At 64.8% G+C, this 25,888-nt stretch carries 23 protein-coding genes and 1 tRNA gene; 11 read left to right on the top strand and 13 right to left on the bottom strand.

The features are described from left to right. Positions 1-50: 50 nt before the first annotated feature. From ACFMO3_RS01730 to ACFMO3_RS01720, 3 genes are all read right to left on the bottom strand, one after another. Positions 51-1,466 carry a class II fumarate hydratase gene (locus ACFMO3_RS01730; RefSeq protein ID WP_376788700.1) on the bottom strand — a complete coding sequence of 472 codons (1,416 nt, stop codon included), beginning with the start codon at positions 1,464-1,466 and terminating at the stop codon, positions 51-53. 166 nt (positions 1,467-1,632) lie between these two features. After that, on the bottom strand, positions 1,633-1,860 hold the full coding sequence (locus ACFMO3_RS01725; RefSeq protein WP_322799898.1) for a DUF2905 domain-containing protein: 228 nt from the start codon (positions 1,858-1,860) through the stop codon (positions 1,633-1,635). Between the two features lie 11 nt (positions 1,861-1,871). Next, on the bottom strand, positions 1,872-2,411 hold the full coding sequence (locus ACFMO3_RS01720) for an HNH endonuclease (protein WP_376788699.1): 540 nt from the start codon (positions 2,409-2,411) through the stop codon (positions 1,872-1,874). Positions 2,412-2,619: 208 nt separating this feature from the next. Here ACFMO3_RS01720 and selA point away from each other — a divergent pair, with 208 nt between their 5' ends. Genes selA through ACFMO3_RS01705 form a run of 3 tightly spaced genes read left to right on the top strand, consistent with a single transcriptional unit; the run spans position 2,620 to position 5,669 of the window. Continuing rightward, positions 2,620-4,005, top strand: a complete 1,386-nt coding sequence (selA, locus tag ACFMO3_RS01715; protein WP_376788698.1) for an L-seryl-tRNA(Sec) selenium transferase — start codon at positions 2,620-2,622, stop codon at positions 4,003-4,005. Next, positions 3,975-4,772: a 16S rRNA (guanine(527)-N(7))-methyltransferase RsmG gene (gene rsmG, locus ACFMO3_RS01710; protein ID WP_376788697.1), complete on the top strand. Its 798-nt coding sequence runs from the start codon at positions 3,975-3,977 to the stop codon at positions 4,770-4,772. Before selA ends, rsmG begins: the two co-directional genes overlap by 31 nt. 27 nt (positions 4,773-4,799) lie before the next feature. Further along, positions 4,800-5,669 carry an ABC transporter permease gene (locus tag ACFMO3_RS01705; RefSeq protein ID WP_376788696.1) on the top strand — a complete coding sequence of 290 codons (870 nt, stop codon included), beginning with the start codon at positions 4,800-4,802 and terminating at the stop codon, positions 5,667-5,669. 123 nt (positions 5,670-5,792) lie between these two features. Here the strand turns inward: ACFMO3_RS01705 and polA are convergent, their stop codons facing one another. The 3 genes from polA to ACFMO3_RS01690 all read right to left on the bottom strand — a co-directional run bounded on the left by polA (position 5,793) and on the right by ACFMO3_RS01690 (position 10,636). Continuing rightward, positions 5,793-8,624, bottom strand: a complete 2,832-nt coding sequence (gene polA / locus ACFMO3_RS01700; protein WP_376788695.1) for a DNA polymerase I — start codon at positions 8,622-8,624, stop codon at positions 5,793-5,795. Positions 8,625-9,019: 395 nt separating this feature from the next. Further along, on the bottom strand, positions 9,020-10,024 hold the full coding sequence (gene tsaD, locus ACFMO3_RS01695; RefSeq protein WP_376788694.1) for a tRNA (adenosine(37)-N6)-threonylcarbamoyltransferase complex transferase subunit TsaD: 1,005 nt from the start codon (positions 10,022-10,024) through the stop codon (positions 9,020-9,022). Positions 10,025-10,117: 93 nt separating this feature from the next. Further along, positions 10,118-10,636: a YbaK/EbsC family protein gene (locus tag ACFMO3_RS01690; protein ID WP_376788693.1), complete on the bottom strand. Its 519-nt coding sequence runs from the start codon at positions 10,634-10,636 to the stop codon at positions 10,118-10,120. 241 nt (positions 10,637-10,877) lie between these two features. Here ACFMO3_RS01690 and ACFMO3_RS01685 point away from each other — a divergent pair, with 241 nt between their 5' ends. After that, on the top strand, positions 10,878-11,297 hold the full coding sequence (locus ACFMO3_RS01685; protein WP_376788692.1) for a hypothetical protein: 420 nt from the start codon (positions 10,878-10,880) through the stop codon (positions 11,295-11,297). 157 nt (positions 11,298-11,454) lie between these two features. Further along, positions 11,455-12,102: a 50S ribosomal protein L25 gene (locus ACFMO3_RS01680; RefSeq protein WP_376788691.1), complete on the top strand. Its 648-nt coding sequence runs from the start codon at positions 11,455-11,457 to the stop codon at positions 12,100-12,102. 165 nt (positions 12,103-12,267) lie between these two features. On the opposite strand, the gene ACFMO3_RS01675 is transcribed toward ACFMO3_RS01680, so the two are convergent. Then, on the bottom strand, positions 12,268-13,620 hold the full coding sequence (locus tag ACFMO3_RS01675) for an 8-oxoguanine deaminase (protein ID WP_376788690.1): 1,353 nt from the start codon (positions 13,618-13,620) through the stop codon (positions 12,268-12,270). A gap of 183 nt (positions 13,621-13,803) precedes the next feature. On the opposite strand from ACFMO3_RS01675, the gene ACFMO3_RS01670 reads away from it, so the two are divergent. After that, positions 13,804-14,220 (top strand): plastocyanin/azurin family copper-binding protein, encoded by a 417-nt coding sequence (locus ACFMO3_RS01670; protein ID WP_376788689.1) that lies wholly within the window; start codon positions 13,804-13,806, stop codon positions 14,218-14,220. A gap of 18 nt (positions 14,221-14,238) precedes the next feature. On the opposite strand, the gene ACFMO3_RS01665 is transcribed toward ACFMO3_RS01670, so the two are convergent. The 6 genes from ACFMO3_RS01665 to ACFMO3_RS01640 form a co-directional block, all read right to left on the bottom strand. Next, a complete protein-coding gene (locus ACFMO3_RS01665) occupies positions 14,239-15,369 on the bottom strand; it encodes an isocitrate/isopropylmalate family dehydrogenase (protein WP_376788688.1) in 1,131 nt (376 codons plus the stop codon). A 41-nt stretch (positions 15,370-15,410) separates the two neighbouring features. After that, complete coding sequence (locus ACFMO3_RS01660) at positions 15,411-17,657, bottom strand: glycoside hydrolase family 36 protein (RefSeq protein ID WP_376788687.1); 2,247 nt, start codon at positions 17,655-17,657, stop codon at positions 15,411-15,413. Between the two features lie 92 nt (positions 17,658-17,749). Continuing rightward, on the bottom strand, positions 17,750-18,718 hold the full coding sequence (locus ACFMO3_RS01655; RefSeq protein ID WP_376788686.1) for a quinone oxidoreductase: 969 nt from the start codon (positions 18,716-18,718) through the stop codon (positions 17,750-17,752). Between the two features lie 64 nt (positions 18,719-18,782). Continuing rightward, positions 18,783-18,876: transfer RNA gene (locus tag ACFMO3_RS01650), tRNA-Sec, on the bottom strand. Between the two features lie 150 nt (positions 18,877-19,026). Beyond that, positions 19,027-20,067, bottom strand: a complete 1,041-nt coding sequence (locus ACFMO3_RS01645) for a BMP family protein (protein WP_376788685.1) — start codon at positions 20,065-20,067, stop codon at positions 19,027-19,029. 286 nt (positions 20,068-20,353) lie between these two features. Next, positions 20,354-21,226, bottom strand: a complete 873-nt coding sequence (locus tag ACFMO3_RS01640; protein WP_376788684.1) for a DUF1028 domain-containing protein — start codon at positions 21,224-21,226, stop codon at positions 20,354-20,356. 215 nt (positions 21,227-21,441) lie between these two features. Here ACFMO3_RS01640 and ACFMO3_RS01635 point away from each other — a divergent pair, with 215 nt between their 5' ends. The 5 genes from ACFMO3_RS01635 (at position 21,442) to ACFMO3_RS01615 (ending at position 25,764) form a co-directional block, all read left to right on the top strand. Next, the gene (locus ACFMO3_RS01635; RefSeq protein WP_322799873.1) at positions 21,442-21,630 is read left to right on the top strand and encodes a type II toxin-antitoxin system HicB family antitoxin; all 189 of its coding nucleotides are present in this window, start codon (positions 21,442-21,444) and stop codon (positions 21,628-21,630) included. Beyond that, positions 21,627-22,418 (top strand): biotin/lipoate A/B protein ligase family protein, encoded by a 792-nt coding sequence (locus tag ACFMO3_RS01630; protein ID WP_376788683.1) that lies wholly within the window; start codon positions 21,627-21,629, stop codon positions 22,416-22,418. Before ACFMO3_RS01635 ends, ACFMO3_RS01630 begins: the two co-directional genes overlap by 4 nt. A gap of 42 nt (positions 22,419-22,460) precedes the next feature. Next, positions 22,461-22,745 (top strand): DUF503 domain-containing protein, encoded by a 285-nt coding sequence (locus ACFMO3_RS01625; RefSeq protein WP_376788682.1) that lies wholly within the window; start codon positions 22,461-22,463, stop codon positions 22,743-22,745. A 78-nt stretch (positions 22,746-22,823) separates the two neighbouring features. Further along, positions 22,824-24,233 carry an AmmeMemoRadiSam system protein B gene (amrB, locus tag ACFMO3_RS01620; protein WP_376788681.1) on the top strand — a complete coding sequence of 470 codons (1,410 nt, stop codon included), beginning with the start codon at positions 22,824-22,826 and terminating at the stop codon, positions 24,231-24,233. 148 nt (positions 24,234-24,381) lie between these two features. Beyond that, the gene (locus ACFMO3_RS01615; protein ID WP_376788680.1) at positions 24,382-25,764 is read left to right on the top strand and encodes a S8 family peptidase; all 1,383 of its coding nucleotides are present in this window, start codon (positions 24,382-24,384) and stop codon (positions 25,762-25,764) included. Positions 25,765-25,888 lie beyond the last annotated feature (124 nt).

Below are 25,888 nucleotides of genomic sequence, written 5' to 3'. Positions count from 1 at the left end.
AGGAGGAGGCCCTCCGGCATCATCCGCGAAAGCTTTCCCCTATCCAAGCGCTATCCACCCCCGGACATCCCGGCCACGAAGCCGCCTTCCGTCATTTTCCGCACATCCAGGACCTCATCCAGTTTCTCCGCGGGCAGAAGGCCCATCTCCAGGACCACCTCGCGGATGGTCCGGTTCTCGGCCATGGCCTTCTTCACCACCTCCGCGGCCCGGTCATAGCCGATGTAAGGTGTGAGGGCGGTGGCTAGGATCGCGTTCTTGTGGACCAGCGTCTCCATGTGCTCGCGGTTGGGAACGATGCCGCAGACACACTTATCGGCCAGGACGGTCGCTGCGCTCGCCAGGATATGGATGGACTGGAGGAGGTTATGGGCGATCACCGGCAGTGCGACGTTCAGCTCGAAGCTTCCCGAGGCGCCGGCCATGTTGATCACCACGTCGTTGCCTATCACCTGCATGCAGACCATCATCACCGCCTCAGGGATCACCGGGTTGATCTTGCCCGGCATAATGGAGGACCCGGGCTGCAAAGCGGGAAGCCGGATCTCCGCCAGGCCGGCCTGCGGGCCGGAGTTCATCCAGCGCAGATCGTTGGCGATCTTATACAGCGAGACGGCCACGGTCTTCAGCTGGCCGCTCAGCTCCACCGCCGCGTCCTGGGCTGCCTGGGCTTCGAAGTGATTCTCCGCCTCCCGGAAGGGCAACCCGGTCTCCTCGCTTAAGGCCGCCGCGATCCGTCGGCCGAACTCCGGGTGGGTATTGATCCCGGTGCCCACCGCCGTCCCTCCCAGGGCCAGCTCCGTTAGATGCGGCAGCGCCGACTCGATTCGGCGGATCCCATGTTCAATCTGGCTGGCATAGCCGGAAAACTCCTGGCCCAGGCGCACCGGCATGGCATCCATCAGGTGGGTGCGTCCGGTCTTCACGATATCGTCGAACTCGCGGGCCTTGTCGAGGAGCACTTCGTGGAGATGACGCAGGGCCGGGAGCAGACGCTCGTGCACTGCCAGATAGGCGGAGATATGGATGGCCGCCGGGATTACATCGTTGGAGGACTGGCCCAGGTTCACATGGTCGTTGGGATGGATCTCCCTGGAGCCGATCGCGCCGCCCAGGATCTGGATGGCCCGGTTGGCGATCACCTCGTTTGCGTTCATGTTCGTTGAGGTGCCCGACCCAGTCTGGAAGATATCCAGCGGGAAGTGATCATCCAGTTTCCCTTCGATCACCTCCCGGGCCGCCTGCATGATCGCGTTCGCGCGCCGCTCATCCAGAAGGCCTAGATCCCGGTTGACCTTCGCGGCGCAATACTTGATCAGGCCCAGGGCCCGGAGGAAATCCCGGGGGAACCGGATCCCGCTGATCGGGAAGTTCTCGATCGCCCGCTGCGTCTGAGCTCCCCAGAGGGCATAGGCCGGGACTCGCACTTCCCCTAAGGAATCCCGCTCGATTCGGAACGCCTCCATGACAGCCTCCATCCCCGGGATTGGCACCACCGCTGCCCATGGCCCTTCTCCCATCCTGCCTGAAATTCCACCGGCCCTGTAGCGAAGCATCCAAAGCGGCTGCCCTCCATATTCCTGCAACGCCGCACGCCCTTTCGCCCGGAACCTCCCGTGAGCCCTTTCCCCGTTACCGCCAGAGCCGGAACACCAAGTTCAGCACCAGGGTGAGCAGCAAGCTGAGCAGAATCGAAGTGGCCAGTGGGAAGAAGAACACAAAATTCCCCTTTTGGATCAGGATATCCCCGGGCAGGCGGCCGAGGCCCGGCACCCGGCCCATCAGCATGAACAGCAGGCCGAAGGCCAGGAAGAACAGCCCGATCAGAATGAACCAGCGCCCGAACTCCTGGAACGGCATTTCGCTCCTCCTCACCATCCCTCCAGATATTGCCGCCACTCGGAATATTCCCGCAGGTAGGCACCGAAAAGATAACGGATGGTGGGAATCGGCTCGAAGGGCTGGCGCAACAGCGTCATATGGGCTTCGGCCGGCGTGCGGTTTCCCTTGCGGCGATTACACGCCGGACAGGCCGCCACCAGATTCTCCCAGGTATGCTTCCCGCCCCGATGGCGCGGGATCACGTGATCCACCGTTAAGTGAGGGGAGGAACGCCCACAATATTGACAGGTATACTGATCCCGCCTCAGGATTTCACGCTTGGTCAGACGCAGTCGGCGGGGCGGCCGCCGCACCACATAGCGCAGACGGATCACCGAAGGACAGGGGAAAACTCGGGAAGGGGTGCGCACTTCGCCCCGGCCGTTCTCTAGGATCTCCGCTTTCCCATCGAGCACGAGGGCGATCGCCCGACGAAGAGAACAGACATTCAGAGGCTCGAAGTTGGCGTTCAGCACCAACACCGGCGTTTGAAGCAGGGATGGGAATTCGAACCTCCTTGAAGCCTCCATGACGAAATCCTTCCAGAGAGCGTTCCTGCGCTCGGAAATCGGACGGGATACAGAAGATACCCCCCCGCCCACAGCGAGGAGGTCCACTGTATGGCTCCTCCATTCCCATCTCATTATAAATGGGAGAAAACGAATTCGCCAACGCAGGCGGGGCTTTTAAACTGATGATAGAATCCCTGGCGAGGCGAAGCGTCTGGATGAGGCGTCGATGGATCCGCGTCGAGGGTTGCCGAGTGTGGATCGCCTGTTGCGGGCCGAGGGCGCGGCGTCGCTCCTGTCGGCTTTCGGCCACGACGCGGTGGTCGAAGCGCTGCGGGAGGTCCTGATGGACGCTCGGGCGCGGGTTCAACAGGGCGAGCCGTCACCTTCGGAGGCGGCGCTGCTGGAGCAGGCCGCTGCCCGGCTGGTCCGCTGGCATACCCCTCGCCCCCGCCCTGTCATCAATGCCACCGGCGTGATCCTGCACACGAATCTGGGCCGCGCGCCGCTTTCCCGTGCCGCCCTCGAAGCCATCCGCGCCGCGGCCGCTTACTGCGATCTGGAATTCGATCTCGAGATCGGCGAGCGGGGGGAGCGGCAGGCGGCCGTGGAGGATCTGCTGCGCCGGCTGACCGGGGCGGAGGCCGCCCTGGTAGTCAACAACAATGCCGCTGCGGTGTTGCTTGCCCTCACCGCCCTGGCCCGGGGACGGGGCGTGCTGATCTCTCGCGGCCAGCTCATCGAAATCGGCGGAGGCTTCCGGATCCCTGAGGTGATGGCCCAGAGCGGGGCGCGTCTGATCGAGGTGGGCACCACCAATCGAACCCATCTCCGGGATTACGAAGAGCCCCTCTCGCGGGGCGAAGATATCGCCCTGATCCTCCGCGCGCATCCCAGCAACTTTCGCATGATCGGATTTGTCTCCGAAGTCCCCTTGGCCGAGCTGGTCGCCCTGGGAGCCCGCTACGGCGTCCCGGTGATGGACGATCTGGGAAGCGGCGCATTGCTGGACACGGCGGCCTTCGGCCTGGCCCACGAGCCCATGGTGCAGGAAAGCATAGAGGCCGGCGCGGCGGTGGTTTGCTTCAGCGGGGACAAGCTCCTTGGCGGCCCCCAGGCCGGGATCATTGTGGGGAAACTGGAGCTTCTCACGCGGATGCGGCGGCATCCGCTGATGCGGGCCCTGCGGCCCGATAAGCTCACGCTGGCCGCGCTGAGTGCTACCCTCGTTCATTACCTCAAAGGGGAGGCGACGCAGGAGATCCCGGTCTGGCGGATGATCACGGCCCCCCTGGCCGAGCTGGAAGCGCGGGCACAGGATCTAACGGCGCGCCTGCGCGCCGATGGGATACTGGCGGAAGCGCGGCCCACCCGCTCGACGATCGGCGGCGGCAGCCTCCCCGGCGAGACCCTGCCCAGCGTCGCCCTCATGCTGCGGCCGGCGGATCCCGAAGGGATGATGGCCGCCCTGCGCCGGGCCGATCCCCCCATCATCGCCCGGGTTCAGGAAGAGGCGGTATGGTTCGATCTGCGCACGGTGCTCCCCCATCAGGATGACCAGCTCCTCGAAGGGATCCGCCAAGCGTGGCTTCGGGCTGGGGCGGTGGGATCGTGAAGGCCATGGAGGAATTCGAGCAGGTCTTCCGGCAGGTCTTGCGAGAAGGCCTCGCCTGGCTGGGATGGGACCTTCCAGAGCTGGCGCAGGAGGCCATGGTCCGCTATGCCCGCATGGTGCGGGAGTGGAACGAGCGGATCAACCTCACGACCATCATGGAGCCCGGGGCCATGGCTGCTCGCCATTTCGTCGACTCCCTGACTGCCCTGACCGTCCTCCGGGAGCCGGGATGGCCGCCCGCGCCCGGGCAGTGGCCCACGCGCCGGCTGGCAGATGTAGGGACCGGCGCTGGGTTCCCCGGCCTGGTTCTGAAGCTCGCCTGGCCCGCCCTCGAGGTCTCCTTGATCGAATCCGTGGGGAAGAAGGCCCGCTTTCTGGAGGCAGTGGCTCACGCCCTCAGGTTGGAAGGGGTGAGGATCCTGGCCCGGCGGGCCGAGGAAGTCGGACAGGATCTGACGCATCGGGAGCGCTATGACTATGCCATCGCCCGGGCCGTAGCCGATCTTCCGGTTCTTCTGGAATATCTGCTCCCGCTTGTTCGGGTCGGAGGAACAGCGGTGGCGATGAAGGGGGCGGAGATCGAAGAAGAGATCGAGGTCGCCCGGGGGGCGCTGGAGCGGCTGGGCGGGCGGCTCCGGGAACGGCGGGATCTGGCGTGGCCGCCGCATCTCTCCCGACGCGCCCTCCTGGTCTTCGAGAAAATCGCACCGACGCCCCCTGCCTATCCTCGCCGGCCGGGGATGCCCGAGAAGCGACCATTGCGATGATCCGGCTGCTCGAAGCGGAGGGGGAGAATGAGCGCCCTTTATCTTGGGATCGCTGAAGCCCTATCCCCGATTCGATGGATCGGGGCGCTCACCTTTCGGGAAGCGTTGCGGCGGCGGCTGGTGCTGGCCGCCTTCGGGCTGGGCGCCGCCTTCCTGGCCCTCTTCGGCCTATCGCTGTTTTTGGTCCACCGCGAGCTCGTCCGCTTCGGCCCTCCGGACCCCCGGATGCGGGAGGAGATCGTCAGTTTCTTCATGCTGGCGGCCCTATATGTGGCGAACTTCCTGATCGTAATGGCGGCAGTGGTCGGAACCGCCGATACCATCGCGGGGGAGATCGCTTCCGGGGTCATTCAGGCGGTGGCCGCTCGACCGATCGCCCGCTGGCAGATCCTGTTTGGGAAAGGATTGGGGCACGCGCTGTGGCTGCTGCTGTATGTCCTCTGGCTGGTGGGAGGGGTGATCGGGATCACGGCCTGGATCACCGAATGGGCGCCCCGGGGCTGGGCTCGGGGGCTTATCCTGCTGGGGCTGGAAGCCATGATCCCCCTTTCCCTTTCCCTGTGGGCCGGGACCCGGTTCTCGACCCTGGCGACCGGGGCGCTGGGACTGGGCCTGTATGGGGTCGCCTTTATTGGGGGATGGGCGGAACAGGTGGGAAGCCTCGTCGGGCAGGCCACGGTGGTGGATCTGGGGATCCTGGCCTCGCTGCTCATGCCCGCCGAGGCCCTCTGGCGGCGGGCGGCGTATGAACTCCAGAGCCCCCTCGCTCGGCTCATGGGCCCAAACCCTTTCACCGCCGCCACCATCCCCAGCGACCGGATGATCCTTTACGCCCTCGTTTACGTCGTCTTCCTGCTCGCTCTGGCCACCTATCAGTTCGAACGGCGGGATCTGTGAGGGCCACCGGCAGTGGCCTGCCCTGGGGGAACCGCAAGAGCTTGCGCTTATCGTGGGCTTCCTGGTTCGTGAACCTCTTCTTTATTTTATTCGGTTGCAGGACAACGGCTCACCCCTGTTCCATCAAGACCAGTGGGGCCCGATATGGATCTCCACTTCCAGAGGCACGGCCAGGGGATAGGCGTGGCGCATGTGATCTTCCACCAGCGCGCGCACCGCCTCCACCTCCTCCTCCGGCATCTCGAAGACCAGCTCGTCGTGGACCTGCATGATCATCCGGGCGCGCAGCCCCTGCGCCCGGAGGGCCCGATCGATCCGGATCATCGCCACCTTGATGATGTCCGCCGCGCTGCCCTGGATGGGGGCGTTGATGGCTTCCCGCTCCGCTTTGCGGCGGATCGCTTCCGGAAGCCGGCGTGGCGGCTGCCCGGGGGCCGCCGGCATCAGCTCGGGGAAATACCGACGGCGCCCCAGCAGGGTCTCCACATATCCCTTCCGGGCCGCTTGTTCTTTGATCGCTGCGATATAGGCCTTCACCCGCGGGAAGGCGGCGAAATATTGCTGGATGAACCGCTCCGCCTCCCGCCGGGAGATCCCCAGCTGCTGGGCCAGGCCATGGGCGCTCATCCCGTAGATCAACCCGTAGTTGATCCGCTTGGCGAAGTTCCGCTGCTCATCGGTGACCCGCTCGATGGGGATCCCGAAGGCCTTCGCCGCCGTGGCCCGGTGGATGTCCTCCCCCGCCTGGAAGGCCGCGATCAGCCCGGGATCTTTCGTGATGTGCGCTAGGATGCGCAACTCGATCTGGGAGTAATCGGCCGACAGGAGGACCGAACCGGGCGGGGCGATAAAGGCTCGACGGATCTGCTTGCCCAACTCGGTGCGAATGGGGATGTTCTGGATGTTGGGATCGCTCGCCGAGATCCGCCCCGTCACCGTCCCGGTCTGATGATAGAGGGGATGGATACGGCCGGTGGCCGGATGGATCATCCGTGGCAGGGCATCCACATAGGTGCTCTTCAACTTGGCCAGCTGCCGGTATTCCAGGATGAGATCGATCACCGGATGGGCGCCCCGCAGGCTCTCCAGCACCTCGCTCGAGGTCGAATACATTCCCGTCCCGGTCCGCGGGACGTTGACGGTCGGCAGCTGGAGCTTCCCGAACAGGGCGTCCGAGAGCTGACGGGGGGAATCCAGATTGAACGCATAACCCACCCAGCGGTAGATCTCCTGGGCCAAAATCTGGATCCGCCGCTCGAACTCCTTTGACATCTGCTGCAAGAGGGGAACGTCGATCAGGATGCCTGTCTGCTCCATCCGAACCAAGACGGGGATGAGGGGGATCTCGATCTCCGTGAAGAGGCTCCACAATCCCTGCCGGCGCAGCTCCTCTTCCTGAACCCGCGCGATGCGCAGGGTGAGATCCGCATCGGCGGCGGCGTAAGGAGCCGCCGCGGAGACCGGCACATCCGCGAAGGAGCGCTGGCCCTTTCCCTTCCCGATCAGCTGCTCGATGGTGGTCATCTCCACGCCGAGCCGGAGCCATGCCAGATGTTTGAGATTGAGGCCGTAGGCGGCCGGGTTCAGCACCCACTCGGCGACCATTGTGTCAAAGGCCAGGCCCTCGACTTCTACTCCATGGCGGGCGAGGACCAGCATGTCGAACTTAGCGTGATGGCCGACTTTCGGCCGCCCCGGATTCCGCAGCACAGGCCCCAGGGCCTCCAGGACGCGGGGGAGGGGCAGCTGGGGGGATCCATCCCGATGGCCCACCGGGACGTAATAGCCACGGCCTTCCTCCACAGCGAAGGAGAGCCCAACCAGGCCGGCGGACATCGGCGATAAGGCGTCGGTCTCCACGTCGAAAGCGAAGCGGGGCGCCCGTTCCAGCGCCTCCCGGAGCGCGGCCAGCCCCCTCTCATCCGTGACCACCGTTGCCGCGGTCGGGCAGGGGAGATGTTCGATCCGCAGCGGAGGCACTGCGAGGGGCTGGATCACCGCCTGCCCCATGGGCTCCGGGAAGAGGGTGGGCTGGCTGGCTGGCCACGATGCCTCCTCAGCGGCCGATGTGGCTCCCGGAGAGGCCGCCCCGTTGGGGAGCCGGTTCATCAGGCTCCGGAACTCCAGCTCATGGAAGAGAGCCAGCACCGCCTCCCGATCGTATCGCCCGACCCGACAGGCCTCCCAATCCACCGTGATGGGGACATCCACGCGGATCCGGACCAGCTGCTGGCTCAGGAACGCCTGCTCCCGCCCCGCTTCCAACAGGCGGCGAATCCGCTCCGGCTGGATCTCCTCCAGATGCGCGTAGATGTTCTCCAGCGAACCGTAGCGCTTTAGCAGCTCTGTGGCCGTCCGCTCCCCGATCCCCCGCACCCCGGGGATGTTGTCGCTCGGATCGCCCGTGAGGGCCTTGAGATCCACCAGCTGGTGGGGCTCCAGGCCGTAGCGCTCGCGGATCGCTTCCACATCATAGATCACGATGTCGTCGAAATGGCGGCGCGAGGTGAGCACCCGAATGCCCGGCCGGATCAGCTGGAAAGCGTCGGTATCGCCAGTGACGATCAGGACCTCCATGCCGCGCTGGAGGGCCTGGTGCGCCACGGTGCCGATCACATCATCCGCTTCGTAGCCCTCGGCGGTCAATTTCGGGATCGCGAACGCATCGATGATCTGATGGATCCGGGCCATCTGGGTGTCGAAATCCGAAGGGCGCTCCGCCCGGGTCGCCTTGTATTCTCCGAAGGCCTCGTGGCGGAACGTCCGTCCGACGTCGAAGGCTACCGCCATATAATCCGGGCGGTGCTCCCGCCAGACCTTCAGGAGCATCGATGTGAAGCCATAGACTGCATACGTGGGTTCCCCCTGGCGGGTCTGAAGCCCCTGACGGAGCAGCGCGTAATAGGCCCGGTAGGCCAGGGAATGCCCGTCGATCAGCACCACCAGCGGAGCCATCGTCTCCTTATCCCATTCAGAATCCGATCCCTTCCCCGGCGGAGTCCCCCCGGAGGGATCGGCCATGCCGTTCCTGAGGGATTCCCCAGGCCGGGACATCCGCCTTGGGTGGCCATTCCACCTCGAAATCCTCAAGAGGAAGTCCGCTGCGTAATTCCTATGAGGTTATTATAAAACTCCCGGGGCCTGTGCGACGGGGCAAAGTTGAGGTCCACGCCCCTTCTCCTACCGGTAGGAGCCGCCTGAGCGATAAGTCGGGGCGGAAGCTTCTTAGCGGTCGTTGGCGGGTTGCTCCCACGGGCCGACGGGAACCGGCGCGAAAGGCGGTGGAGAAAACCGCCTGCTTGTAGCGATGATCGCGCGAGGTCGCAGACGGAACGAACGGATCCCTCCTCCTAACCGATTTTGGCATCTGGATCCACATCGAGATCCAGGGATGCAAAGTGACCGGCCCGGGCATGCAGCGCCGCTGCCGCGCCGATCATCGCCGCGTTGTCGGTGCAGAGCCAAGGAGGTGGGGCGTAAACCGGAACCGGGGCGCGGCAGGCCATCTCCTCCCGGAGCCGACGGTTGGCGGAGACACCACCGGAGATCAGGATGGCCCGGGCTTCATAATGGCGCAGGGCCTCCAAGGTTTTCACGACCAGCTGCTCGATAACGGCTGCTTGGAAAGAGGCGGCCAGATCCGCCACCGGAAGCGGTTGCCCTCCGAACCGCTCCACGATCCGGAGGATCGCGGTTTTCAGGCCGCTGAAGCTGAACCAGAGGGGATGATCCACCCGGGGGAGCGCCGGAAGGGGAAATGCCTGTGGATCGCCTTGCTGGGCCATGCGCTCGATAGCGGGCCCGCCCGGGAATCCCAGGCCCAGGAGGCGCGCCACTTTATCGAAGGCCTCCCCGGCAGCGTCATCGATGGTCCAGCCCACCCGACGGTGATCCAGAAGATCTCGCACCCAGATCAGCTCCGTGTGGCCCCCGGAGACGATGAGCGCCAGGAAGGGAAGGGGGAGATCTTCGGTGGGGTTTCCTTCCACCCGAAGGCGATGGGCGTAGAGATGGCCTTCCAGGTGATGGACGGCGATCAGGGGCTTATGGCGGGCGAAGGCCAGGGCCTTGGCGAAACTCACCCCCACGACCAGGGAACCCGGCAATCCTGGCCCGTAGGTCACCGCGATCGCATCGATATCCTCCCATGAGCGGCCGGCCTGGGCCATGGCCTCCCGGGTTACCGGCACGATCGCCTCCACATGCATGCGGGCGGCGATCTCCGGGAAAATGCCGCCGTATTTCGCGTGAAAGGCGGCCTGAGAAGCCACCACGTGGCTGAGCAGGATACGGCCGTCTTCCACCACTGCGGCCGCCGTTTCATCGCACGACGTTTCAATGGCCAGAATCCGCATCGGTCGGGATCCCTCCGCGCGATCGATCTGCCAACGGGGCGTTCCTCCTGCTCCCTCTCCGCGCGACGGAGAGGTGGGGGAAGAGGATACCGGTCAGGAGTTCTCCGGTTTCCGGGCCTCCTCTCCCGGCGTTGCTTCCACGGTGAATTCGGCCACCCGGCCGCCGGTGATGCGCACCAGATCCTGAAAAGAGATGGGGAACAGGGCGTTGCGGGCGCCCGCTGCCGCCCAGAGGGTTTCATAACGGGCGAGCGAGGCATCGATCCAGACCTTTAGGGGCATTGCATGGGCGACGGGAGGCACCCCGCCGACCTCATAGCCGGTCACCCGCAACACGGTCTCCGAGTCCGCAATCCGAATGCGTTTGCGGGAGATCCCCCACAGGGCGGCCAGGAGACGCTGATCGGCCTTTCGATCCCCGGCCACCAGCACCAGTCGGGGATCTTCCCCCGCGATGAACAGCAACGACTTGACGATTGCCCCCAGTGGGCATCCCACCGCCGCTGCCGCTTCTACTGCGGTCGCGGTGCTTTGATCCAGAATCCGCACCAGGGTTCCGGGAAGATGTTGTTCCAGAAACGCCTGCACATCCTGAGGGCCACGGGCGGACACGGATGGCCTCCTGGAGCCTCGAATATCCCTGCGGCAGCTCCGGGCTGCTGCTCCGCTATTCTAACGCAGGGCTCACCCCGAGGAGAAAATGGATGTCCAAACCTCAGCTCGGAATGTCCTTGACGGGCTTTTATAATTAAGCAAGCTCTGGGAAGTCGCCCAGAACCCAGCGTCCTTCCAAGGTCTCCTTGCGGGGCATGTATTGACCTCCGCGCACTTCGAGTTTCGGGGGTAGTCCGGGATGCCATCCGAGCATCGAATGGAAGAAGCCAGCGAGGCCCGGGCGGTTCAGCTCGCGGGCGTCCGCCTGGAATCCTTGATCGCGAACGAGGCGATTTGTGCAGGCACGGCGGTCTCCCATCTGGCGGCCAATCGGATCCAGGCTCAGCGCTCCGCGTTTGGGATCGCTCGCGGTGTGCATGCGGATCTCTGGCGGAGTGCGGTCGGCCTGGCCTCCTCCCGGGAGGCGACGCTGAGGGAAAGCCAAGTGGGGGTGGTGTGGGCACGGATCGTCCGAATGGAGGGAGGACGAGCGGGTTTCATCCTGGCTCACACCATAGAGGGGAAACCGATGGGGATCCTGACCTCCTGGGTCGGGTTGCTGATCGGGGTGATCCTGGGTATGCTTTTAAGCTGGTGGATCCGGCGATTGCAGCGCTGATCCTCAGCAAGGGGCTTTGGGAGGCTGGGGATGGTCGGAAGTGGCGCGGCTGGCCCTCGAGGTTCTCTTCCTCCTGCAACGCGGTGGGCCGCGCAGAGAAGCAAGAAGGTGGAAGGGATCTTGTCTCCATCGATTTCAGATCGCGAGAGGTGGAACGATGGCGGAGCTGGTGTTAAACGCGAGGCTGAGGACAGTAACAGGAAAGCAGGTGAAAACCCTTCGCCGCCAGGGGTGGATCCCGGCGGTGCTTTACGGCCGGCATATCCAGCCGATGCCCATTCAAGTTGAAGGCAAGGAGCTTCAGCGGGTCCTGGCCCAGGCTCGCGGTGGCGCCCATCTGATCACCCTCCACGTGGATGGCGAGACCCACCTGGCCCTGATCCGGGAGGTGCAGCGGGAGCCGATCCATCGGGAGGTCCTTCATGTCGATTTCCAGGCGGTGGAGATGACGGAGAAGATCCGCGTGGAAGTCCCCGTGGTGTTTGTGGGGGCTTCCCCCGTGGTGGAACGCGGGGAGGGCATTCTGGTGCATGGGCTCACCCATGTGGAGATCGAATGTCTCCCGAAGGATCTCATCGAGGCCATCACGGTGGATCTGAGCCGCCTGGATCGTGGGGATGCGGCGATCTATGTGCGAGATCTCCAGGTGCCGCCTGGGATCACGGTGGTGAGCGATCCGAACGAGCTGATCGCCCTGGTGACGGCGCCGGCCGCGGAAGCTCTGGAAGAGGCAGCGCTGCCGGCTGAAACCCCTGAGGTGGAAGTCATCGGCCGTGGGAAGAAGGAGGAAGAGGAAGAAGAGTGAAGGCCTTGTCCTGAGGCATTTAGGACATGGATGGGCCAGAACCTGGGGGAGCTCTGGCTCCTCCCGCTACGGCTCTCTGGTCGGGGGGAAGGCGAACGATCCTTTCCCGGGCTGCGAGGGGTATCGAAGGGGCCCCCGCAGCCCGGGCACTCTCTATACGTTCCCTTATTCTCCTCGCACGATACGCCGTGCGATCTGATTGTGCCGCTCGATGAGACGCCCCTCTTCCACCGGCAGCAGCGCGCCATCCTCAATGATCACCTTCCCATGGACCACCACGAGGTCCGCTGGGCGGGGCTGGCAGAACACCAGGGCAGCCACTGGATCATGGAGGGCGCCCGCGTAATCCAAGCGATCCAGCCGCCATCCGGCGAAATCCGCGGCTTTCCCGGGGGATAGCTGCCCGATGTCGTCTCGCCCCAGGACCGCTGCGCCGCCTCGGGTGGCCAGCCAGAGGGCTTCCTCCGCCGTGAGGGCATCGGGCCGTTCCAGGGCAACCCGTTGGAGGAGCATGGCCTGTCGCGCCTCCGCCAGCATATGGGAAGCATCATTGCTGGCGCTGCCGTCCACCCCAAGCCCCACCTTCACCCCGCGGTCCAGCATGGCGCGGATCGGAGCGATGCCGGAGGCCAGGCGCATATTGGAGCTGGGGCAATGGGCAACGCCGGCGCCTGCCTGGGCGAGGGAGGCGATTTCCTCGGCGCGGACGTGCACCACGTGTGCGAACCAGACATGGGGGCCCTCCCAGCCCAGCTCCATGGCATAAGCCACCGGCCGCTTGCCGAAACGCGCCAGGCAGTATTTCTCCTCGTCCCGGGTCTCTGCCAGATGGGTGTGGAGCATCACGCCATACTGGCGGGCCATCGCCGCCGCCTCCCGCATGAGGTTGGGGGTAACGGAGAAGGGGGAACATGGGGCCAGGGCCACGCGGCACATCGCATAGGGCCGGGGATCATGATAGGCTTCGATAACCCGCTGCATGTCCTTCAGGATGGCCTCCTCTTCCTCCACCACCGCATCCGGCGGGAGGCCGCCTTTCGATTCGCCCAAGGACATGGCACCGCGGGTGGCGTGAAACCGGATTCCGATCTCCTGGGCGGCCCGGATCTCATCGTCGAGCCGCGCGCCGTTCGGGAAGAGATACAGGTGATCGCTGGTGGTGGTACATCCGGAGTGGAGGAGCTCAGCCATCCCCACCATGGAGCTGATATAAACCGCCTCCGCATCCATGCGTGCCCAAATGGGATAGAGGGTACGCAGCCAGTCGAACAATTTCGCGTTCTGAGCGATCACCCGAGTGAGGGTCTGGTAGAGGTGATGATGGGTGTTCACCAGGCCCGGGATCACCACCATCCCGCGAGCGTCGACGATGAGATCTGCGTCGGGGGGAAGCGTATGGGTGGGGCCCACCTGTTCGATCACGCCATCTCGAGCGAAGAGGCCGCCGTCGGGGATGCGGCGCCGTGCATCATCCATGGTGACCAGCACCTCTGCATTGCGCAGCAGCAAGGTCGGCATCCACAGGCCTCCGGCAAGGGAGTCGTTAAGAGGTTCCAGCGTCGGGACCGAAACCCGAGCGGATTGTATACGGGCTAGGCATCGGACTGCAATCGGGCGGGAGATGGCGGCATCGATCCGGTTCCTTTCCCTTTGCGTATCATTTTTAGGGTTGACATCCCTCGCAGGGAAAGGAGGCTCAAGATGCTGCGCCCGTTATGGTTCTCCCGAGTGCTCCTGTTTCTGGGGATCACGGCCTGTGCGGCGCCGGCGGCACCTTCCACCCCGACCTCCCTGCCTCCGACGCCGGCTCCGAGGCCGACCGTCTCGCCCACCCCGGTCAGCGGCCCTCCGCAGGTCATCCTCAAGAACTTCGCCTTTCGGCCGGCGGAGCTGGAAGTCGCGGTGGGGACTACCGTGGAATGGATCAACCAGGAGGAGTCCGCCTCGCATACGGTGACCAGCGGGACGCCGGATTACCCCAGCGGGGTTTTCGATTCGGGTCGGTTGCGCCCGGGGGATTCGTTCCGCTTCACGTTTCAGCAGCCAGGAACCTATGAATATTTCTGCGCGATCCATTCGCGCATGCGCGGGCGGATCATCGTGAAACCGGCGCCATGAGCGATCAGGGGAGGGGCTCTATCCCGTCTCCCGTGCGCCGATGCCGGGACTGCCGGTGAGCCGTAGCGCTTCCCAGACCTCCAGCTTGCGGGTCACCCGACGGATCACCTCATCCGTGAACTCGGTGGTGGTCGCCGATCCGCCCAGATCTGCCGTGGCGATTCCATCGTAGACGCTTTCGAAGACCGCCTCATAGATGGCGCGGCTGGCCCGCTGGGCGGATTCGTCTTCAATGAATGAAAGCAGGGCGGCTCCTGCCAGGATCATCGCCATCGGGTTGGCGATGTTCTTCCGGTAAAGGGCGGGGGCGGTGCCGTGGGGGGCTTCCGCCATCACGACCCGGATCTGGAGGCGATCGTCGAAGGAGAGCAGCAGCGACTCGCTCCCTGCGATAGAGCCGAACATCTGGAGGATCAGATCGCTGAGTAGATCTCCGTCGCGGTTGAGGCATGGGATCACGAGAGGCTCGGCTGCCCGGGTGAAAAGCAGAGCCAGTGTGGCATCGATCAGCTGGGACTCGTAGCGCACGTCCGGGTAGCGACGGGCCGCCGCATCCAGCTCCTCCTTGAACATTCCCTCATATACCCGGCTCACCGTCCACTTGGGCCCTCCGAAAACCTTCGCTCCGATGCGCCGGGCGTACCAGAAGGCGAACTCGGCCACCGCCCGGCATGTCCCCCGGGTGATGCGATCCAGCCGATAGGCGACCTCCTCCAGCCCTTCGCCTTCCCGCCATTCCTGCGCGTTGTAGGCGTCCTCCACCGCCATGCGCACAATGGCCACCGGCCCCACCACCCCGCCGATCGGCCGCACCCCTGAGATGCGGCGGCCAACCCGGAGGATCACTTTCCCATCGATGTGCTCCCGAAGGAGGGCATTGGGGCTGCCCACATCGGAAGGATCCTCCGGCGTGATGGTGGCGGCCTTCAGGCCCAATCCCGTCTCCTTCATGGCCTCCGCCGCTTCGATCACTACTCCGTTGCGGGTGCGCCGCCGGTTTTCCAGGCTCAGGTCGAACCGGAGAAACCGCAGGGGCACGCGGACGACCCCGGGATCCAGCACCCGCAGCGCTTCCTCCAGGAGCTCCTGCCCCGTCTGATCTCCTTCCATCACTACAATCGTCCATGGGCTCTGCCGGTTCCAATGCATCGATGGGCTCTCCGGATTCACGAAGGAAGAAGTTCTCCGAATCAGATGCCATTATGCGGCCGAATCCTCCGCGCCTCCAGGCGCCCCCGGCCCTGAAAGGCGACCGCCACGCGATACACTCCGGGCCCTGCCGCGGTCGCTATGATCGGCCGTCCTTCCCAGCGCAGGTCGAAATCCGACGCTGGGCTGTAGATCCAGATCTCTCCCTCTGTCCATGGCCTCCGAAGGAGCTCCCAGTATCCTCCTTCCTCTCCCTCCTCCAGCTCAATGATCTCTTCCCCCGGCGGCAGACGGAGGGTGGATCCGATCCACTGGAACCCCGGCCGGATGGGCCGCAGGGTCCAGAGGGCCGCGCTGTGCGGAGACAACACCATGGAAAGTTGTCCATCCAGCCGTTGCATCCTTCGGGACCAGCATTCGAATCCCCACACAGCCTCCGGAAGCCCTAGAGCCTGGAGAGGGATCTCCGCCCGCCACGGACGATCTTCCGGATTCAGCAGGCCGATCCATACCACCGGCGCTCCGGCGAGTTCCCGGCGCAGGAGAAGGACGCGGGGGAGCTCCCGCTCCAGCAGATCGATCACCTCCGGCCGCTGTCCATGGGGGGGGAGCATGGCGGACCACCATGCCAGGCGATCCTCCTTCAGTTTGAAGACCGGATCGCTGTCGATCACCATCCCACCGCTCATCGCGATGGCGGTGATCAGCAGGCAGACTTCCTCTTCAGAAAGGCGCGTGGGTTCCGAACGCAACAGCAGGCAATCGGGATCGTTCCACCACCAGCGGCGATGCATCCAGGCCCGCGTGAGGGTGTTGCGGACAGCGTTGCGAACGGCGGGGAGGCTGCGTTCGTGGCGGAAAGGGAAGCTCAGGCCAAACATCCGGGGCGCCCAGTGGGGAGCGACATCCGGACCGATCCGCATGCCGTCGACCAGACCGATGGCCGGGCCCAGGGGGCATCCGCATCCCAGCAGGAAGGCTTCCTCGCCGGCCGCCTCCCGGATGGCCTTCAGGCCCCGCCGGAGGGCCTGGGCCCGCGTGGCTCTGGGATCATAGCGACGCCCGGGCAGTGCGGCCGCATAGAGGAAGTCCAGCTTGAGATAGGGAAACCCCCACCGGTGGACCACTGTGTGGATGAGCTCCCGGAGCCATTCCTCGACGCCCGGATGGGTGGGATCCAGAGCGCGAAGCCAGCGATACCAGTTGAAGCCGGCGGAGATCAGCCGTCCACGGGCATCCCGCAACAACCAGTCCGGATGCTCCTGGGTGACCCGGGCCTCCGGCCAGGCGAGGAAGGGAGCCAGCCACAGCCCCGGGGTGAAGCCAGCCTCCTGGATCGCATGGGCCAGGGGAGCCACTCCCTCCGAGAAGCGAGGGCTGAACTGCGTCCAATCCCCTACCGCCGCCTGGAATCCATCGTCGATCTGGATCAGATCTACGGGAAGTCGATTGCGATGCTCAATCAGCATCTTCAGATTCTCCAGAATATCTTGAGCCTGCACGCCGGTGTAGTAAAAATACCAGGAGCACCATCCGGAGGGCGCCTGCGCCCGCGCCCGGGGGCGCATCTCGCGGGCGACCGCCTCCGCATAGCTCCCGAACGGGTCCGGGTCCGTGGCGTCCCGCCATTCCACCCAGATCCACTCCGAGGCGATCTCCTCATCTGGGCCGATCGGGATCCCATCCAGCTCGGCGTAAACGCGGAGACGGGGAGCGCCTCGCAGATCCAGCTCGATCTTTACGAACTGGTCCGCCGTGGTGATTTGACCGAGAATGAGTACGCGCTCGCCGATGATCAGGGCAGCCACCAAATCGCTCCGGCGGACCCCTCGAGGTCCTGGGGGGAGGGCGACATCAAAGGCCATCGGCGCACCCAAAGGTCCCCATCGCGTACCGAAGTCTGAGGCGGCCGCGGGGGTGGTCCCGCTGAAGCTCCAGGAGTGGAATCCGTTCTGATAGAACCGCCAGCGGGGAGGGGGGAGGGGAGCCTGGAGATCGCCGGTTAAAATCACCAAGCGGCGCATAAAGACATGGGACCTCTCCGTTCGACGGATCTGCACTCGGACACCCGTGGCCCCCGCGTAACGACGCACGATCCGCACCGCTTCCCATCCGTCCGCCTGAAGGATCTCCTGCTGTTCCTGAAATGCCCCATGAAGATCCTGCCCGGCGGTGGAAGACCCCCCGATCATGCGCCATGCTGAAGGAGGCCACGTAGCGCCATCGGTCGCTTCCAGGGCCATCCCAGTGGACCAGTGGATGCCAGAAGGGTCTGTGAAGATGAGCATTCTTTATCTCCGTGGCTCGAAGGGCCCGGGAAGGGGAAAGAAGAAGGAGGAAGGATCCCGGTCTTCCCCCTTCGTGACCGGCCGTGCAAGTTCTATGGGATCAAGAGCACCTTGCCCACGGTCTGGCGGGATACCAGCCGGCGATGGGCGTCTGCAGCCTGTTCCAGCGGGAACGTGGAGTCGATGAAGACCTTCAACTGTCCTGTGGCCACCAGATCGAGCACCTCTCCAGCCCGCCAGAGAAGCTCCTCGCGGGTGAGCAGATAATGCCACATAGAGGGCCGGGTCAGGAAGAGCGAGCCTTTCTGGTTCAGGATCTGCGGGTCTATCGGGGGAACAGGGCCGCTGGATTGTCCGAAGAGCACCATATAACCCCGTGGTCGGAGACAGTTCAGGCTCTTCTCGAAGGTGTCTTTGCCCACCGAATCGTAAACAACATCAACCCCGCGGCCCTCAGTGAGGCGTTTGACCTCCGCTTCGAAATCCTGTTCGGTGTAGATGATCACTGCGTCGGCGCCTAGGGAACGGACGATCTCGGCTTTGGTGGGAGAGGAGACGGTGCCAATCACCCGGGCGCCTCGGCGCTTGGCCATCTGAACCAGCAGCGTCCCCACCCCGCCGGCGGCGGCGTGGATGAGACAGGTCTCGCCCGGTTTCAGGGGGTAGGTGCTCTGGGTCAGGAACTGGGCCGTGATCCCCTGCAGAAGGACGGCGGCGGCCTGAGGGAAATCCATGGCTGGGGGAAGTTTCACGAGGCGTTCCGCAGGGACAACGATGTATTCCGCATAGGATCCGGAGACGCCGGCATAAGCGACTCGATCGCCTTCCCGGAACTCCGTGACCCCCGGGCCCACCGCGACCACCTCGCCCGCTCCTTCCTGGCCGGGGATGAAGGGAAGGGAGATCCGGTAAAGGCCGGTTCGGTGATACGTGTCGATGAAATTCACCCCAATGGCGCGCAATCGGACCAGCACTTGGCCAGGGCCGGGGGCAGGGGTAGGGATTTCATCGACCTGAAGGACCTCGGGACCACCGAATTGGTGAATGCGGACGGCGCGCATGGTCTTCAGCCTCCAGGGTAGGGGTCCGAAGGGCTGGGATGCGGAGCATCCCGACTCCTCCAGACGGGAGCGGATGGGAATCGAACCCACCCCGGGCCGTCCCGCGACCCGACACCGGTTTTGAAGACCGGGGGCCTCACCAGAGGCCAACCGCCCCCTCACCCATAGAGATTATACCGGCTCAAAGCCCTGAGGGAAGCGCGCCTGCTGCCATCCGGGGAGAAGAAGATACAAGCCTGAATAAAAATCGGGGCGGGAAAGGATCTCCCGCCCCGATGATGCCCTGGCCCAACGGATCGCCCCGCATCTCACTGCGGCTTCGCCGGCGGAACGTTGGTCTTGATCGTGCCGTCCTTCAGCCCTTTCTCGATCTCCGCCAGCTTCTGACGGACCTCCTGGGGCACCTGGCTCTCGAGATCATGGAAGGGTGCGAGGCGGACTGGCCCGATAACGTTTCCGCCCTGCCAATTCCCTTCGTAAGCCGCCTTGATCAGATTGAAGGTCCCCTCGGTGAGATCCTTCATCGCGCTGGTGAGCAGGACGCTCTTGGCTTCGGGGACGGTGTAATACTGATCGACATCCACACCGATGGCCAGACACTTCTTGGTCTCTGCGCAGGCGATCAGGGCGCCGTTGCCGGTCTTGCCGCCTGCCCCGAAGATCACATCCACGCCTTTATCCACCAGGGAGAGGGCGGTGGACTTCCCCCATTCGGGGTCGGTGAACGTCTTATCTAGGCCAACGTCGTTGTGATAGACCACCAGCACCTCGACGTTCGGGCGAGCATACTTGGCGCCCGCTCGGTAACCTTCGCCGAACCGCCAGACGGGCGGCACAGCGTCCGTGCCCAGCACAGCGCCGATCTTGCCTGTCTTGCTCATCATGGCGGCCAGGGCCCCGGCCATGAAACCAGCCTTATCCTCCTCGAAGATCAACCCGGCCACATTCGGAATGGGAGTCTCCTGGAACTGATCCACGCCGATGAATTTGACGTTGGGATACTTCTTGGCTGACTCGCGGGTGGCCTCTCCGAGGGCGAACCCAACGGTGACGATCACATCAAAGCCGGCGTCGGCGAATTGGGCGATATTCTTCATATAGTCGTTGGGATCTTGGGTCTCGATATATTTCGCCTCCACGCCCAGCTCCTTCACCGCTTTCTGGACGCCTTCCCAGGTGCCTTGGTTGAAGGATTTGTCATCGATCTTCCCAACATCCGTCACCAGGCCGACCCGAAAAGCTTTCTTGGCCGGTTGGGTGGGAGCTGGTCCGGCCGGCTGCGCGCAGGCGGCCAGCAACAAAGATAGGACAACCGGGATCAGCATCAGGATCTGTGTTCTTTTCGACATGGGAGCCTCCTCTCCTCCTGCTTGAGGTCGAAGGGCCAGGGCTCATGCGGGATTATAGTGGAGGCATCAGAGCCCGGCAAGCCTCCCAGCATCCCCAAAAGTCCATGGGGCAAAAAGCCCGCCCGATTTTCAATATCCTCGGTAACCCGGGAATGAGGGGATGTTGTGATTTTAGGCGTGAGAAGAGGTGGCGGTGGCCATGCTGGAGGAGCCCCGGATCATCCTGCGGGCGGTCGTTCCGGATTTCCAGGCGATGACCCCTATATGCTGGACGTGAAGCGGGATCTCACCCCATGCCGAACCGGCGGCGGAGGAATTCCCAGGCCACCCGGTCGAGGCGATCCCCTGGCTGCCAGCGTTCCTCCAGGTTTTCGATCCCGAACAGGGTCTCCAGGGCGCGCCGTGTGGCTTCATCGTAAACCCCCGTGATCTCGCCAGAATAGTGGCCAGTGTGTCGCAGCAAACGCTGGATCTCCCGGGCCAGGGCCTCGTCGATGGGGAGGAGGTCTTCCGGCCGGGGGGTCCCGAAATAGAGATGATGCAGCTCCACCAGATCCCTTAGCTTCACCACCGGATCCGGGTCATCATCGACGCGCAGATCCATGTAGCGATCGTTGAAGCCGCCGTAACCGCCCCCCTCGCGGACCACCAAGATGGCGGCGGACTGGCGGCCACGCCGGTCGCCGCCAGCGCGGTCTCCGGCCAGCAGGGCGGCCACCAGGCGATCGGCGAGCTCCCCGGAAGCTTTCACGAAGGCCTCGGCCATCGCCTCCAGGGTGCGTTCATCCACCAGTAGGTTCCCCTGACAGCAGAACCCCTCGCCGATCCGATGGCCGGCCCACGGCAGGCACTCGGAGCCGGTGAAGGCCGCGGCACGCCCTTGGCGATCCACCAGGCCCACCTGACGCTTCTCCCGCTCGGGATCTTCCGCCAGAAGGGCGGCCAGTGTCTCCTCGGCGGAGAGCCCCTGGGCCATCCGCGTGAGCCCCTCCGGCCCAAAGCGGGTGTTGGCGTAAGACTGCGTGGCGATGGCCCCGGCGCCGGCGCGGGCCCAGGGCACCACCGCTCCGGCTGCCAGGAACTTGGAAGCCACGGCCACGCCCCACTCCTGGCGGGCAGGATCAAAGGCGACAATGGAGAAGGTCGTACAAGCGCGCATCCGCACCTCCGGCAGGGGAGCTGCTCTTCGTATTTTAGCGCATGGCGTGTTGGATCCCGTGGAGATCGGGCAACCCAGGTTCAGAGGAAGATCATGGGGATGCGGAGCTGAGCCAGATACCGGGTGAGGCGGAACATCGGGAGCTCTGTTGCGGAGGGAAATGGATAGGTGCGTTAAAATGGATATGGGATCTTCGTGATTGGGGGAGACCCTCAATGTTTTCTGCGCTCGTTGAAGCAGCCATGGAAAGGGCGCGTTACCGCCAACTGGAAGATGGCACCTACTATGGGGAGATCGAGGTTTACCCGGAGGTCTACGCCACGGGGCGGACCCTCGAGGAGTGCCGTCAGGAGCTGGAGGAAATCCTGATCGAATGGTTGCAGGATCGCCTGTCCCGACCGTGAGCTTCCCGACCGCCTGCTGGCGCTTGCTCTGGTCGCCCCCCGCGGATGGGGCGACGAACATGGCCATCGATGTGGCGATCGTGGAGGCGGTGGCGGAAGGCGAGGCGCCGCCCACCCTGCGGTTCTATCGCTGGGATCTGCCCTGCCTGAGCCTGGGGCGTCGCCAGCCGATCGATGAAGTGGATATCGCCCGCTGCCGGATGGATGGCGTGGAGGTGGTCCGGCGGCCCACCGGCGGACGGGCGATCCTTCACGCGGGCGAGCTGACCTATAGCGTCGTTTTCCCCGAGACGGATCCCCGCGCGGCGGGTGGGGTGCTGGAGACGTTCCGCCGGTTTGCGGAGGCCTTCGTTCAGGCCCTGTGCGATCTGGGGATCTCGGGGGTCGCCTTAGCTCCCCGCCTCGATCCAGCCGCCCGGGGGGATGGCTTTGTGTGTTTCGAGGTGCCCACGGATTATGAGCTCATGGTGGAGGGGCGGAAGATCATGGGAAGCGCCCAGTGGCGTCACCGCGGCGTGGTCCTTCAGCACGGCTCGCTTCCTCTGGAAGGGGATCCCGGCGCGATCGCGGTCTATCTCAAGAACGGGCCGGATCCCGAGCGACTTCGACGCCGAGCCATCACCCTTCGGGAGGCCGCTGGCCGTCCTGTGACCTTCGAGGAGGCGGCGGCGGCGATCGTGGCGGCGTTCCGACGCCTCCTCGCCATCGAGGCGCAGCCCGGGGCTCTAACCCCCGAGGAGCGACGCCGGATCCCGGAATGGCGGGAGCGCCTCAGCATTCTCCGGTAGGCTGGGGTCCGGTTCCCTGCACCATATTTGAGGATAGGTCCCATGGTCGTCGGCACGTGCACCGTGGATCTGCATCTACCGAGCGCGCTGTCCCTGAAGGACAAGCGCAGCGTGATGAAGTCCCTGATCGCTCATCTGCGTCAGGCCTTCAACGTGGCGGCCGCTGAGATCGACCATCAGGACTTCCCACAGTCGGCTCGCCTGGGCCTGGCGACGATCTCCACAGATGCTGGGCATACCCACGCGATCCTGGAAAGCGCGGTCCGCTGGATCGAAACCAACCGGCCGGATGTGATGGTGGTGGATTGGGAGATCGCGATCATGTAGAGGGCATTCCCCGCGAAGGGGGAGCCCTGAAGGCATAGGCTTCCCGATGAGCTTGCATGGGCTAGAAAGGGAACGGACATGGCGCGCGGTAAGATGGAGATCCGGGAACCCGCCGTGGCGGGAGCCTTCTATCCAGCGGATCCGGAGGCACTGGCTGAGATGGTGGATCGCCTGCTCGCGGAGGCTCCGCGCTACGACCCAGAGCCCGCGGCCCTGATCGTCCCCCACGCCGGCTACATTTATTCGGGCCATGTGGCTGCGTGGGGATTCAAACAGCTCGCGGGCCGATCCTACAATGGGGTGGTGGTTCTGGGCACCAATCACGTGGAGCCCTTTTTCCACGAGATCTCCGTCTGGGCCCGGGGGGCATGGCGGACCCCCCTGGGGGAGATCCCCATCGATGAGGAGCTGGCCCATGCCCTGCTGGCCGCCGGCCCGCCCCTTCGTTTCGTCCCCGAGGTGCACCTCGAGGAGCATTCGATTGAGGTCGAGCTTCCCTTCCTCCAGCGCCTGTTCCCTGATCTTCGCTTCGTCCCGGTGATGATCGGGGAGCCTTCTCTGGAGAACATCGAGGCCCTGGCGGAGGCCTTGGCCCGGGCCCTCGCGGGGCGTCGCGCAATCGTCATCGCCAGCAGCGATCTCTCCCACTACCCGCGGGATGAGCATGCCCGCCAAGTGGATCTCAACGCCATCGGCGCTATTCTCTCCCTGGACGACGATCTGCTCCGTCACACCATTGCGGAATGGATGGCCCGCCGGATCCCTGGGCTGGCGACGCTGATGTGCGGCGAGGGGCCCGTGCGCACCGCCATGGCCTACGCCCAGCGCACAGGCGCGGTTCACGCCAGCCTGCTGAAGTACGCCAACTCCAGCGATGTTCCCTACGGACGGAAGGATCACGTGGTGGGCTACGCGGCCATCCGCTTCGCCCGCGTGCCGGATCCCTCGCTGGGGGAAGAGGATCGACAGACGCTTCTGGAGATCGCGCGGGAGGCGGTGGCCCATGCCGTACAGGGGAAGCCGCTTCCCGATCTTCAAGTGGACTCCCCATGGCTATGGCTGCCCCGGGCCTGCTTTGTGACCCTCACGAAGGGCGGCCACCTCCGGGGATGCCGGGGGGAGATCTGGCCGCGCTCGGACCTGGCCCATGCCGTGCAGCGGGTGGCGGTGCTCTCCGCCCTGGATGATCCACGTTTCCCTCCCGTGACCGCTGAGGAATTGCCCCATCTGAAGTATGAGATCAGCATCCTCTCCCCGCTGCGGCCAGTGACTGATCCCGCAGAGATCGAGATCGGGCGGGATGGCCTCTTCATCTTGGCCGGAGGGCGCACCGGGCTGCTGCTTCCCCAGGTCCCGGTGGAGCAGGGGTGGGATCGGGAGACCTTCCTGCGGGCCCTCTGTCTCAAAGCCGGCCTTCCAGAGGATGCCTATCGCTGGCCGGACGCTCGCCTCTTCCGCTTCGAGGCCGAGGTGTTCGGGGAATCTTAGGGTGTGTACGCTGGAGGTGATTCCGCCCATTCGATACCCCTCCAGCTTGGCGTGAACAATGCCTGGGGATTCTCTGTGGTTGCCTATCTTTCAGAGACCGAATTATACTCATTCCCTGTATCCCATCGAGGGATGAGGAGGCGGCGCCATGCGATGGGGCAGATGGCTGATCCTGACCCTGGTCTGGGTTCTCAGCGGGCTTCCGGGTGCTGGCTTGTGGCCTCCTGCGCCCGACGCTTCGGCAGCGCCGGATTGCTTTCTCCCCCTGGAAGATGGCCGGTGTCTTCCCCCACCGACCCCGGCGGTTTCGGCGGCGCGGTCCGCCGCACAGCCCCGGGCCGCTCTGGCTTCTCGCGGCCCCTACGTCCTGGTGAAGCGCAAAAGCGATGTTCCCCCCGGCGCTTTCCGCGCGGGCCTCATGGCAGCCGGCTTCCCCGGCGCCGAGGCCCTCGCTGTCCCCCGCTGGTGGCGGATCCCGGTGCCACCGGGGCAGGAGCCGGAGGCGGTGGTGGAACGGCTGCGCCAGCGTCCTGACGTCGAAACCGCCGAGGTGGACCGGGAGGTCCGCATTGCCCTCACCCCCAACGATCCCTACTATTACGAATACCAGTGGAATCTGCCCAAAATCCGCGCTCCACAGGCCTGGGATGTGAGCACTGGATCCTCGTCCGTGGTGATTGCCATCGTGGATACAGGGGTGGATTACACCCATCCCGATCTCACCTCGATGCGGCTGAGATTAGGATGGGATTTCGTACATAACGACAGTGATCCCATGGATGACGAAGGCCACGGCACGCATGTGGCGGGGATCGCCGGGGCGAACACGAACAACGGGGTCGGTATCGCTGGCGTGTGCTGGGGATGCGATCTGCTTGCGGTGAAGGTTCTGGCTGCGACAGGAAGGGGCTGGGACAGCTGGGTCGCTCAGGGGATCCGATATGCCGCCGACTGGGGGGCGGCCTCTGGGAAGCGCACAGTCATCAACCTGAGCCTGGGAGGACGGGATCCCAGTCGCATCCTCGCGGATGCCGTCGCCTACGCCCAGGGCAAGGGCGCGCTGATCATCGCGGCGGTGGGGAACGATGGCCAGAACCAGCTGGTCTACCCAGCGGCCTATCCCGGGGTGATCGGCGTCGCCGCCACGGATTCCGACGATCAGCAGGCGAGCTTCTCGAACTCCGGCGCGCACGTGGATCTGGCGGCGCCGGGGGTAGATATTCTGTCCACGTTTTGGGGGGGTACGGGATATATTTTTGCAGACGGCACCTCGATGGCCACGCCCCACGTGGCCGGGGTGGCGGGGCTGGTATGGTCCGCCCGCCCGGCGCTGACGGCGGACCAGGTGTGCGGGATCCTGCTCCGCACCGCCGTGGATCTGGGGAGCCCTGGCCGGGACGATATCTACGGATACGGTCGGGTGAATGCGGAAGCGGCGGTCCGCAGCCTCGTTCCATCCCCCGGACCCCCTCCGGGGCCATATCGAGTATATTTGCCGCTCGTCCTCTCCGGACCGTTCCGCTGCCCGTAGGGAGGACTCCGCCGGGGGATCCTTGGGATCGCTGGCTTCTAAGGGGGAGGGGCGTGGGCTCCGGCGATCCGTGGAGAAGCGGGCGGAGGATGGCTCGAGCGGCTTCGGCGCCGATGTCCCCGTC

This window comes from Thermoflexus sp., assembly GCF_042408815.1.
Classification (GTDB): Bacteria; Chloroflexota; Anaerolineae; order Thermoflexales; family Thermoflexaceae; genus Thermoflexus.
The sequence above is the reverse complement of the archived record's forward strand: the minus strand, read 5'-3'. Positions and strand labels throughout refer to the sequence as shown.